Source organism: Tardiphaga sp., from assembly GCF_044336785.1.
Lineage (GTDB): Bacteria > Pseudomonadota > Alphaproteobacteria > Rhizobiales > Xanthobacteraceae > Tardiphaga.
Genome location: NZ_JBIIOT010000020.1, coordinates 19,094 through 30,366, shown reverse-complemented (window position 1 = coordinate 30,366; position 11,273 = coordinate 19,094). Strand labels below are relative to the sequence as shown.

Below are 11,273 nucleotides of genomic sequence, written 5' to 3'. Positions count from 1 at the left end.
CACTATCCGATCTGCGCCATGTTCAACCGTTGCAGCATGGCCATGAACTGAATCTTTTCGCGTGCGGACAGGGGCGCAAGGCATTCATCGTTGAAAGTGGCTGCCAGCTTCGCAGACTGTTTCGTCGCCGCGGCGCCTGCCGTGGTCAGTTTCAACTCCACGGAGCGCTTGTCGCGCTCGGACCGCGTCCTTGTCAGCAGACCTTCGGTTTCCAGCTTTCCCAGCACCTTCACGAGATTGGGGAGCTGGATCCGCAACACGGCAGCCAGCTCGCTTTGCGTGATCGACGGGTTGTCCCTGATCGTGATCATCGACGAGTGTTCCGCGGGCGAAAAGCCGACTGGTGCGAAGTATTCGAAGAAGCTCTCGAAGATACCGATCTGAAGAATACGGATCATGAAGCCGGGCGTTTGCTGCAGTGCAGACAAGTCCAGCGATGTCTCCGTTCTGCCGCTCGTAGCTTTTGTACCTGCAGGCTTGCGCGTCTTTTCGCGGCGTGATGTCGCATTGTTGGCGACTGTCTCATCTTTCGACATTGACTCTCCGAATAATGCTTATAATTTATAAGCAATATCTGCAGCGGCAAAGACTGCAGTAGGGTGTGAACCAGGGGGAGGCTCTCGTGAGCAGCTACTATACGCGTCTACTGACGGCAACATTTGCGTTGACCGCAGCGCTGTTGCCGAACACGGCCTTGCATGCTCAGGACAAGGTCAAGATTGGCGTTCTCAACGATCAGACCGGCGTCTTTTCTGTCTATCAGGGCATCGGCTCAGTAATCGCAGCGCAGTTAGCCGTCGAAGACTATGGCGCCAAGGCTGCCGGCAAGACCGTGGAAGTGGTCGCCGCCGATCATCAGAACAAGCCTGACATCGGCGTTGGCATCGCACGGCGCTGGTACGAGAACGAAAATGTCGATGCGATCATGGATCTGCCCAATTCTGCGATCGCGCTCGCTGTCGCCGGCATATCGGAGCAGAAGAACAAGGTGATGATCGGATCCGGCGCCGGCACGGCCATGCTGACCGGCGAGCGATGCACGCCGAACACCGTTCATTGGACTTACGATACCTATGCCTATGGCCGCGGCCTTGGCAAAGCGGTGGTCGCCAAGGGCGGGAAGAAGTGGTTCTTTATCACCGCCGATTATGCCTTTGGCCACGATCTGGAAAAACAGGCTGTCGAGGCCGTCAAAGCCGCAGGCGGCGAGATCGTCGGCACCGTACGTCATCCGCTGGGCGCTGCCGATTATGCGTCATTTCTTCTGCAGGCCCAGGCTTCCGGTGCCGACATTGTGGGCATCGCCAATGCAGGCGATGACACCATCACCCTAATGAAGCAGGCGGCCGAATTCGGACTGACAAAGAAGCAACGGCTCGTCGGTCTGATTCTCGCTTTGAACGGGCTGCCGTCTTTGACGCTGCAGGCCGCACAAGGTGCGCAGATCATGAACCCGTTCTATTGGGACTTGAACGAACAGACGCGCGCATTCGCCAAGCGCTTCGCCGACAAGCATCCGCAAAAGAACTATCCGAACGACCAGCAGGCGGGCGTCTATTCCGCCGTGACGCATTACCTCAAGGCCGTGGACAAGGTCGGCTCTGCGTCCGACGGCAAAGCGGTCGTCGCCGCCATGAAGGCGATGCCGACGGATGATCCTCTGTTCGGCAAGGGCTACATCCGCCGGGACGGCCGCAAGATTCATCCGCTCTATCTGCTCGAAGTGAAGAAGCCCGATGAATCGACGTCCAAGTGGGATCTGTTGAAGGTGGTCTCCACGATCGCCGGCGAGGAAGCATTCCGGCCTGAAAAGGATGGCGGCTGCCGCCTGGTGGATTGACGACGTATGACGCCGTCGTCCGACGCATGAAGTGACGTTGATCCGCGATCTCACACCGACAGGATATCATCCCATGCTGCAACAGCAGGTGGCGTCGCCGCACGACGCAGTTACGTTCAAACCCGCGCCTGTATCGTCCGTGACGCATCCGGACGGCAGCATAAGGCTGCGTACGGAGCTTTCGTTCGAACCGGATGTCGTGCTCATTCATGAGCATCTGAAGCAGTGGGCATCGATCCGGCCAGACAAGGTCTTTCTTGCCGAGCGGGTCGAAGGCGTTGCCGGATGGCGGACGATCACCTATGCCGCTGCCTTCCAGCAAGCCGCCCGTCTCGCGGCCGCATTGGCGAGCCGTGATCTCGACGAGCATCGGCCGATCCTGATCCTTTCGGGCAATGGGATCGATCATCAGATCATGGCCTTGGCTGCAATGATCGCCGCAGTTCCCTACACGCCGCTGTCGGTTGCTTATTCGACCATGAGCGGGGATTTCGCGAAACTGCGGGATGTACTCAGAACCCTGCAGCCGGGTCTCGTATTCGCGGCCGGCGGCACGCCATTCAGCCGCGCGCTCTCGATTCCAGAGATGGCCGGGCGCGACATCGTTGTTGGACGCGACACAGCCGGCATTCCGAATGCTCTGACGCTCGATCAGCTTGCCGAGACAGCTGGCGAGCTGGAGGCGAGAATACAACCAGCAGCCGGGCCTGACACTGTCGCGAAGATTCTGTTCACCTCGGGATCGACCGGGTCGCCAAAAGGCGTTCCGACGACGCATCGGATGATGTCGACCTCGCTCTGCCAGTTCGAGGCGCTGTGGCCGTTCCTGCTGCACCAGACGCCGACGCTGCTCGACTGGCTGCCCTGGAGCCATGTCTTCGGCGGCTCCTACAGCGTCAACACGGTGCTGCGATATGGGGGCACGCTTTACATCGATGATGGCAAGCCGGTGCCGTCCGAAATCGGCCGCACCGTGCGCAATCTGCAAGAGGTGCGCCCCACGCTTTATTGGAATGTGCCGAAAGGATTCGAGCTGCTGCTCGCGCATCTGCATAAAGACAGTGACGCTGCGGATAATTTCTTCGGCGACCTGACCTTGATGCTCTATGCCGGCGCCAGCCTGCCGGCGCCGCTATGGAAGGAACTGGTCGATCTCGGTGAGCGCGCGTGCGGCCGAGTCATTCCCATGACCACGAGTTGGGGGCTTACGGAGACGGCGCCGTCGATCACGCTCGTCAATAACCCGGCGCTGACGCCGGGGGATATCGGCATCCCCATGCCGGGCCTGGAGATCAAGCTCGTCCCGTATCAGGGCAAGATGGAAGCGCGCGTTCGCGGACCGACGGTGATGACCGCTTACTGGAAAATGCCGGAAGCGACGGCTGCCGCCTTCGACGACGAGGGCTTTTTCAGGACCGGGGATGCCGTTGTCTTTTCCGATCCGAAGGATCCGAGCCTGGGGCTGGTGTTCGATGGACGCACCACGGAGGATTTCAAGCTGCTGACCGGCACCTGGGTCGATACGGCTGCGGTCAAATTACGGGCCAATATCGCACTGGCCGGCATCGCTGCCGATGTCGTCGTGACCGGCGCCGATCAGAACGAGATCGGACTTCTCGTGATCGCACGGCTCGGCGTCGATCCCGCATCGGCCGAACTGCTCGCCGCGACTCGATCAGCGCTTCGGCGTGTCAATGACGGTGCGACGGGGGCCTCCCAGCGCATCGCACGCGCCATCATTCTACAAGATCGTCCCACATTCGATGCGGGGGAGATCACCGAGAAGGGGTCGCTCAACATGCGGCTGATCCGCGACAGGCGCAGGGACGTCATCGCGAAGCTCTACAGCGGCGCCGATTCCGACGTCATTGTGATCGATTGAAAGTGAGACCATCCGGAATGCAGGATCAACTGTTCACCTATCAGGTCGCGGAGCGCATTGCGCTGATCGGAATCGATCGCGCGCACAAGCGCAATGCCATCAACGATGCCGCGCTGGAAGCTCTCGAAGGCGTGGTTCGGCGTGCCCAGTCCGAGGCCCAAGTGGCGATCATTCACGGCCATGGTGATCATTTTTGCGCCGGGCTCGATCTCGCCGAGCACGCCGGGAAAACGCCGATGCAGAGCGTGAACGGATCGCGGCGCTGGCATGCGGTGTTCGACCAGATCCAGCGCGGCACGATTCCATTCGTCTCCGCGCTGCATGGTGCGGTGATTGGTGGCGGTCTGGAACTCGCAGCATCGACCCATATCAGGGTGGCGGACGAGAGTGCCTTCTTCGCGCTGCCCGAAGGACAGCGCGGCATCTTTGTCGGTGGCGGCGGATCGGTCCGGATCGCACGCTTGATGAGTGCCGCGCGCATGACCGATCTCATGCTGACGGGCAGGGTGCTCACGGTCGCGGAAGCCGAGCGCTTCAACCTGGTCAATTACGTCGTGCCGGCGGGGGCGGCATTGCAGACCGCGCGCGACCTGGCCGCGAAGATCGCGACCAATGCGCCGTTGTCGAATTTCGCCATCACCAATGCGCTGCCGCGGATCCAGGACATGGCACAGGACGACGGTCTGTTCGTGGAAAGTCTTGTGGCGGCCTTCACCCAGTCCAGTCCGGAGGCGTCGCAGCGGCTGAACGACTTCGTCGAGAAGAAAGCCAAGCGGATTGCGCTGCAGTCGGCGACAGGTGCCTAACGCGCCGATGCCGTCAGTTCTTCCGATCCAACCGTGTTCCATGCGCGAGTGTCCCGAATGACAAAAAGACTTCTCCCTCTCGACGAACTGGTCGCCATAGACATCCATACCCATGCGGAGGAGCCGTGCGGCTGCCATGCCGATGATGGTTACGACGATTTCCAGGCGCGAATGGCGGACTACTTCAAATCGCCCCACAAGCATCCGCCGACCGTCGAGGAGACTGCAGCCTATTATCGCGCCAAGAAGATTGCGGCCGTCATCTTCCCTGTCGATGCCGAACGCGAGACCGGCTTTCGGCGCTACAACAATTACGAGATGCTCGAGATCGCGAAGGAAAACGCCGATGTCCTGATCCCGTTCGCCTCCATCGATCCGCACAAGGGCAAGCTCGGCGTCCGCGAGGCCCGAAAGCTGATTTCCGAATACGGCGTCAAGGGCTTCAAATTCCACCCGACCATGCAAGGCTTCTACGCCAATGACCGCATGGCCTATCCGCTCTATGAGGTGATCGAGGAGGGCGGCGCCATTGCGCTGTTTCACACCGGCCAAACAGGCGTCGGCTCAGGCATGCCCGGCGGCATGGGGATGCGGCTGAAATATTCCAACCCGATGTATATGGACGATGTCGCGGTGGATTTTCCGGACATGAGGATCATCCTCGCGCACCCCTCTTTCCCCTGGCAGGAAGAGGCGCTGTCGGTCGCGACGCACAAAACGAATGTCTATATCGATCTATCCGGCTGGTCGCCGAAATATTTCCCGCCGATCCTGGTGCGCTACATCAACTCGATCCTGCAGGACAAGATGCTGTTCGGCTCCGATTGGCCGGTGATCATGCCGGACCGCTGGATGGCGGACTTCGCAAAGCTCGACATTCGCGACGAGGTGCGCCCGAAGGTGCTCAAGGACAACGCAGCCAAGCTGCTGGGTTTGTGAAAATCACATCACGAGGAAACCATCATGGATCTGAACAATCTGACTGCCCTCGTGACCGGCGGTGGCTCGGGACTGGGGGCGGCCACCGCGCGCGCTTTGGCGTCCAAAGGCGCCAAAGTCACGGTCTTCGATCTTAACCGTGAAAATGCGGAGAGCGTGGCTCAGGAGATCGGAGGCATCGCGACGTCTGGCGACGTCGCGAACGAGACCCATCTGTCTGCCGCTCTCGATCTAGGCGAGGCCGCACATGGCATTGCGCGCGTGCTGATCAATTGCGCCGGCATTGGTGAAGCCATCAAGACCGTCGGCAAGAATGGCGCTCACCCGCTCGACAAATACAAGCGCGTCATCGAGGTGAATCTGATCGGCACCTTCAATGCGACACGCTTGATGGCGGAGCGCCTGTCGCTTGCCGAGCCGATTGGCGAGGAGCGCGGTGTCATCGTCAATACAGCCAGCGTTGCCGCCTATGACGGCCAGATCGGGCAGGCAGCCTATTCGGCATCAAAGGGCGGCATCGTAGGCATGACACTGCCGATCGCGCGTGATCTGGCGCAGTCCCGCATTCGGGTCTGCACGATCGCGCCGGGCCTGTTCCTGACGCCATTGCTCAAAGGACTGAGCGACGAAGCGCGCGCGAGCATCGGCGCGCAGGTTCCGCATCCGTCGCGGCTCGGCCAGCCGGACGAATATGCGCAACTGGCGCTTCATATCATCGAGAACCCTATGCTCAATGGTGAAACGATCCGCCTCGATGGCGGCATCCGCATGGCGCAGCGATAATCTGTCATCGCGCCGCGTTTGACGTCAGGGGCGGAGTTCGATCTGATATCTCCACCCCGTGGTGACCAGGACGACCCCATGATCGACTCTTTCAAGATTGCCGTGTCCGACGCCCGTCTCGCGGAGATCCGCACGCGGGTCGAGGCATTCGACTGGACCGCCATGCCTGATGCCGGCGGCTGGCAATCCGGCGTTGGCCTGAGCGATCTGCGGCGGCTGACTGATTACTGGCTTACGCAATATGATTGGCGCGTGCATGAGGCTCGTCTGAACGAGCTGCCGCAGTTCAGAACCGATATTTCGGGGCAGCGGATTCACTTCATCCGCAAGCGTGGCGACGGCTCTCGACCGCCGTTGCTCCTTCTTCATGGCTGGCCGGGATCGTTCATCGAGTTCGAGCAACTGATCGGGGCGCTGGTGGCTGACGGGCATGATGTGGTGGTCCCGTCATTGCCGGGCTTCGGTTTCTCTGGTCGCCCCGCTGCGCCAATGGGGCCGCGGAAGATCGCCGAATTGATGCATCGCCTGATGGCCGACACCTGCGGTGCCAGCCGCTATCTCGTTCAGGGAGGCGATTGGGGCGCGTCCATTGGTGCATGGATGGCCTTCGACCATCCCGAGGCCGTGGCTGGTCTTCATATCAACATGGTGCTGGTCCAAGCCGAGGATGCCGCGCCGGAACAGCAGGACGAACTGGCCTGGGCCAAACGCCGCGCCGACCTCGCCAAGGAGGAATCCGGCTATTCCCTGGAGCAGGGCACGCGTCCGCAAACGCTGGGAATAGGCCTGTCCGACAGCCCCGTTGGCGTAGCAGCCTGGATTCTTGAGAAGTTCGGCGCCTGGATCGATGTGCCGCGCGATGCGCAAGGGCGTCCCGATCTCTGGAGCAAGTTCGACGAGGATCTGCTGCTGACCAACATCATGCTTTATCTCGTTGAGCGGTCCTTCGTGACCTCGACCTGGATCTATCGCGGTCGGGTGCTCGAAGGATCGGCGCAATTCCCTGCCGGCGCGCGTGTCTCTGTGCCGACCGGTGTCGCGGCATTTCCCGATCCCGTCTTTCCGCCGCCGCCACGCTCGCAAACGGCCAAGACATATCGGATCGAGCATTGGACCGACATGACTGCCGGCGGCCATTTCGCGGCCCTGGAGCAGCCGGATTTGCTACTGGCCGATATGCGCCAGTTCTTCTCTAAACTGGTCTGACCCGCGCTGCATCGCAACGCGGAGCTGTCTATCCCGGCCGCTTTGTCCCGTCATAGCCGAGATCACGGCCGATCGCCGTGGCCAAGGCAAGGACGATCGGCATCAGTTTTCGCATCCGCTCAGCGGGCATGTAATCCACTGTGCTGGTCACGCTGATCGCGGCAACGATCGCCGAGGTGACGTCGCGGATCGGCGCTGCCACACACCGGATCGCCGGTTCGCTCTCGCCAAGATCGAAGGCGATCTGCTGCTTGCTGTACTCAGCCATCTGTTTCAGCCAGGCATCGACATCCATGCCGGTCAGTTTTCGGCCGTTTTCGCGTTTAAAGAGTTCGCGTAATTCATCGGTGGGCATATCGATCAAGCTCGCCATGCCGACGCCGGTTGCAATTGCCGGCCGCTGACCGCCGATCCAGGACCGGATCTCGACGGGACGCTGGCTTTCGATTTTATCGAGATAGAGCACGTTTGCGCCCCGACGTGTTGCCAGATGGATCGTGTCGGCGGTCTCGCGCGCCAGCTTACGCAGATGCGGCCGCGCGATCGACACCACGTCGAACGATCTTTGCGCTGCGAACCCGATCTGCACCAGCTTGGGTCCAGGGCCGAGCTCGTTATCTGCCGCATGACGCAGATAGCCGCGCTGCAGCAGCACCGATACCAACCGGTGCGCCGTGCTGTAGGTGAGCTCGCAGCGGGCTGCGATGTCCGGAATGGTGCGTGCGCCATCAAGGATGGTGTCGATGATCTCCAACCCCCTGACCAGCGTCTGGCTCGCATTCGTCTGTTTCTGCGGTTCGTTCGACTTCACGCGGAGCTCGCAATCATGAATCGGGAAAGGCTCGTTGACGATACTGCATGGTTTCGAAGCCGGATGCAGCGACGTGCCGGGCGCGTCAGACCATGGTCTTAATCTTTCATATATTGAAAGACTCTTTCGTTATTTGACAAGTGTAATTTTCCCGACATATTTGCCGCGTGATGGCAGCGCGCGACGAGAGCGGCGCATCTGCCGCAACACCAATGTTTTGGCCTGGGCGCATGATCGCCCGGCTCCGGGGAAGGGAAGCACATGCAGAAGGTCAACAACGCCGTCTTGGAATTGGGTGTCGCGGGTAACGCGACAGCGCCAGCGGCAAAATCCGATCTCGTGACTGAAAAGGATCGCCGCCGCGCCCTATGGGGCAGCGCCATCGGCAGCACCATCGAGTGGTATGACTACTTCCTGTACGGGACGATGTCGGCCATCGTGTTCGGCAAATTGTTCTTCCCGACCGCGGATCCGGTGACGAGCCAGCTTCTTGCTCTCGCATCCTTTGCCGCAGCGTTCCTGATCCGGCCGATCGGCGGCATCCTGTTCAGCCATATCGGTGACCGTATCGGCCGGAAGAAGACGCTGTTCGTGACCCTGGCCATGATGGGCCTCTCGACGGTCGCCATGGGCCTGCTGCCGACCTACGCCCAGATCGGTGTATGGGCTCCGATCCTGCTGACGCTGCTGCGGCTATTCCAGGGTCTCGCACTCGGCGGCGAATGGGGCGGCGGATTGCTTCTCGCCGTCGAATATTCGCCGCGCAACAAGCGCGGCTTCTACGGTGCCGTGCCGCAGGTGGGGGCGATGATCGGCCTCGCGCTCGGCAACGTCATCACCGCCGGCTTGAGTACGTCGTTCTCGGAACAGGATTTCCTGTCTTACGGCTGGCGCATTCCGTTCGTGGCTTCCATCGTGTTGTTGTTGGTCGGCCTGTGGATCCGCAACAGCATCGACGAGACACCGTCCTTCAAGGCGGTGATGGCGCGCGGTAGCAAGAAGAAGGTTCCGCTGTTCGAGACCTTGACCAACCACCGGCGCGCAGTGCTGATCGTCATCGGTGCGAAGTTCATCGAAACCTCGACGTTCTTCTTCTTCGCGACCTTCACGATCTCCTATCTGGTGCAGCTCGGTTATACCCGCGTCAATGCGCTCAATATGGTGCTGGTGGCGGCTGTCATCGCCGTGCCCTCGATGCTGTTTTTCGGCAGTCTCTCCGACAAGATCGGGCGCAAGCGCCAGTTCATGATCGGAACGGTCGTCATGGCGCTCTACATCGTTCCGTATTTCTGGATGTTGAGCACGGGCTCCGTGCCGGTCGCGCTGTTCGCGCTGGTGCTCGGCTTCAGCGTCATCTGGGCATCCTACGGCACCGTGCTCGGCACCTTCTTCGCTGAAAGCTTCCCGGCGGATGTCCGCTACACCGGCGTTTCGCTTGGCTATCAGGTTGGCGCTGCACTGGTCGGTGGTCCGCTCCCGCTGATCGCCTCGTCGCTGCTCGTCTATAGCTCCGGCAGCTATTATTCGATCGCGGCATTGATCGTTGCCTGCGCTGCGGTGTCGCTGATTGCCATGGCTTTGACCGAAGACAAGACCGGCCGCGATCTCGACTGAAGGCACACGCACATATGAAAGACGCCCGTCGTCACACGGCGAGCGTCCTTTGCCCAATCCGGGCACGCATGGGAATGATGAAAGATCGACGATGACAAACAAGGTCAAGGAACTCTGGGGATCCGGCAAAGCGGCGATCAATGCCTGGCTTGCGATTCCGTCCGGCTACTCCGCCGAAGTCATGGCGCAATGTGGCTTTGACAGCGTTACGGTCGATCTGCAGCACGGAGTGCAGGACTATCTGTCGATGGTGCAGTGTTTCCAGGCCATCAGTGCACATCCGGTCACGCCGATGGTGCGCGTGCCGTGGAACGAGCCTGGCATCATCGGCAAGGTGCTCGATGCCGGCGCCTATGGCGTCATCTGCCCGATGATCAATACCAAGGCCGAAGCTGAGGCTTTTGTGGCGGCCTGCAAATATCCGCCACGCGGCACGCGCAGCAATGGGCCGATCCGCGCAGGGCTCTATGGCGAAGCCGGCGCCTACCAGCAGATCGCGAATGCCGAAGTGCTTTGCATCCCGATGATCGAAACCCGCACCGCTGTCACCAATATGGAGGAGATCCTCGACGTGGAGGGGATCGCAGGCGTCTATGTCGGCCCGTCCGATCTCGGCTTCTCCTACGGACTGCCGCCGGTTCTCGACCGCGACGAGCCGGAAATGCTGAAGATTTACGACAAGCTCTTGAAGGAGTGCGACAGGCAGAAGATTTATCCAGGGATCCACTGCAGCGGTTCTGCCGGGGCGGCGCGCAACATCAAGATGGGATTCAAGCTCGCAACGTTGCCGCATGACAGCGCCCTGATGGCCCAATTCGCAACAATGTCGATCGCGGAGACGCGACGGGAGAGCGGTGATCTCTTGTGAACGCGTTCGGTGGTTGATGGGATAGTGCAATCACTCGCGAATGGCCCGTGCTCTCTTCTAACTCCATGAGCAAGGGCGCGTAGGTTCAGATGACCTTCGGAATATCTACACAAACGCGCTACACAACCGTCCCGAAAAGGCGATCTTCAAGCAGGGTGATTGTCGGCTGTAACGCGGACAGGTTTCGATGATACGTTGCAAATCCGTGGACGCACCTCGATCTTGGCGCGCGCTACACCACGACGGCGCTCACCGGAAAGCCAGTAACCTTCCGCGCTACTATCGAAAACGTAACGGGCGCGAATTACTGGCTTACCACGGCCGGCCTGGGTTGCGGCACCTTCGTCACGGTCGGCTTGCCGCACTCCTACATCCTGTCGGCTGCGTTCGATTTCTGATCGGACGCACCGTCGCGCATGACGCGACATGTCGGATCGCCGGGGCCGCGACGCTCCGGTGATCTTTTGGGGCCCGGTGCGACCGCGCGAGTGGGGGCCGGCCTCCCATGCAGGCGACATCCGCGC

10 protein-coding genes are annotated in these 11,273 nt (G+C 60.7%); 8 read left to right on the top strand and 2 right to left on the bottom strand.

Annotated features, from left to right (window positions below; genetic code table 11):
* Window positions 1–2: 2 nt before the first annotated feature.
* On the bottom strand, window positions 3–536 hold the full coding sequence (locus ACIQ2A_RS08645) for a MarR family winged helix-turn-helix transcriptional regulator (protein ID WP_398477906.1): 534 nt from the start codon (window positions 534–536) through the stop codon (window positions 3–5).
* A 110-nt stretch (window positions 537–646) separates the two neighbouring features.
* Between ACIQ2A_RS08645 and ACIQ2A_RS08640 the strand changes: the two genes are divergently transcribed.
* The 6 genes from ACIQ2A_RS08640 to ACIQ2A_RS08615 all read left to right on the top strand — a co-directional run bounded on the left by ACIQ2A_RS08640 (window position 647) and on the right by ACIQ2A_RS08615 (window position 7,456).
* Complete coding sequence (locus ACIQ2A_RS08640; RefSeq protein WP_398477970.1) at window positions 647–1,840, top strand: ABC transporter substrate-binding protein; 1,194 nt, start codon at window positions 647–649, stop codon at window positions 1,838–1,840.
* Between the two features lie 73 nt (window positions 1,841–1,913).
* Window positions 1,914–3,722: an AMP-binding protein gene (locus ACIQ2A_RS08635; RefSeq protein ID WP_398477904.1), complete on the top strand. Its 1,809-nt coding sequence runs from the start codon at window positions 1,914–1,916 to the stop codon at window positions 3,720–3,722.
* A 17-nt stretch (window positions 3,723–3,739) separates the two neighbouring features.
* Window positions 3,740–4,528: a crotonase/enoyl-CoA hydratase family protein gene (locus tag ACIQ2A_RS08630; protein ID WP_398477902.1), complete on the top strand. Its 789-nt coding sequence runs from the start codon at window positions 3,740–3,742 to the stop codon at window positions 4,526–4,528.
* 57 nt (window positions 4,529–4,585) lie between these two features.
* Window positions 4,586–5,467, top strand: coding sequence for an amidohydrolase family protein (locus ACIQ2A_RS08625; RefSeq protein ID WP_398477900.1), 882 nt, complete (start codon window positions 4,586–4,588; stop codon window positions 5,465–5,467).
* 24 nt (window positions 5,468–5,491) lie between these two features.
* Entirely contained in the window at window positions 5,492–6,250 is a 759-nt protein-coding gene (locus ACIQ2A_RS08620) for a 3-hydroxyacyl-CoA dehydrogenase (RefSeq protein WP_398477898.1), read from the top strand.
* A gap of 78 nt (window positions 6,251–6,328) precedes the next feature.
* Entirely contained in the window at window positions 6,329–7,456 is a 1,128-nt protein-coding gene (locus tag ACIQ2A_RS08615; RefSeq protein ID WP_398477896.1) for an epoxide hydrolase family protein, read from the top strand.
* Window positions 7,457–7,484: 28 nt separating this feature from the next.
* On the opposite strand, the gene ACIQ2A_RS08610 is transcribed toward ACIQ2A_RS08615, so the two are convergent.
* Complete coding sequence (locus ACIQ2A_RS08610; RefSeq protein ID WP_398477894.1) at window positions 7,485–8,267, bottom strand: IclR family transcriptional regulator; 783 nt, start codon at window positions 8,265–8,267, stop codon at window positions 7,485–7,487.
* 261 nt (window positions 8,268–8,528) lie between these two features.
* Between ACIQ2A_RS08610 and ACIQ2A_RS08605 the strand changes: the two genes are divergently transcribed.
* Both ACIQ2A_RS08605 and ACIQ2A_RS08600 read left to right on the top strand, forming a co-directional pair.
* Window positions 8,529–9,881 carry an MFS transporter gene (locus tag ACIQ2A_RS08605; RefSeq protein WP_398477892.1) on the top strand — a complete coding sequence of 451 codons (1,353 nt, stop codon included), beginning with the start codon at window positions 8,529–8,531 and terminating at the stop codon, window positions 9,879–9,881.
* A 91-nt stretch (window positions 9,882–9,972) separates the two neighbouring features.
* Entirely contained in the window at window positions 9,973–10,749 is a 777-nt protein-coding gene (locus ACIQ2A_RS08600) for an HpcH/HpaI aldolase/citrate lyase family protein (protein ID WP_398477890.1), read from the top strand.
* The last annotated feature ends 524 nt before the right edge of the window (window positions 10,750–11,273 follow it).

Excerpts from the sequence above, each read along its gene's own strand:
- ACIQ2A_RS08645 (WP_398477906.1), bottom strand. The coding sequence starts at position 536 with ATGTCGAAAGATGAGACAGTCGCCAACAATGCGACATCACGCCGCGAA.
- ACIQ2A_RS08635 (WP_398477904.1), top strand. The coding sequence starts at position 1,914 with ATGCTGCAACAGCAGGTGGCGTCGCCGCACGACGCAGTTACGTTCAAA.
- ACIQ2A_RS08630 (WP_398477902.1), top strand. The coding sequence starts at position 3,740 with ATGCAGGATCAACTGTTCACCTATCAGGTCGCGGAGCGCATTGCGCTG.
- ACIQ2A_RS08625 (WP_398477900.1), top strand. The coding sequence starts at position 4,586 with ATGACAAAAAGACTTCTCCCTCTCGACGAACTGGTCGCCATAGACATC.
- ACIQ2A_RS08620 (WP_398477898.1), top strand. The coding sequence starts at position 5,492 with ATGGATCTGAACAATCTGACTGCCCTCGTGACCGGCGGTGGCTCGGGA.
- ACIQ2A_RS08615 (WP_398477896.1), top strand. The coding sequence starts at position 6,329 with ATGATCGACTCTTTCAAGATTGCCGTGTCCGACGCCCGTCTCGCGGAG.
- ACIQ2A_RS08605 (WP_398477892.1), top strand. The coding sequence starts at position 8,529 with ATGCAGAAGGTCAACAACGCCGTCTTGGAATTGGGTGTCGCGGGTAAC.
- ACIQ2A_RS08600 (WP_398477890.1), top strand. The coding sequence starts at position 9,973 with ATGACAAACAAGGTCAAGGAACTCTGGGGATCCGGCAAAGCGGCGATC.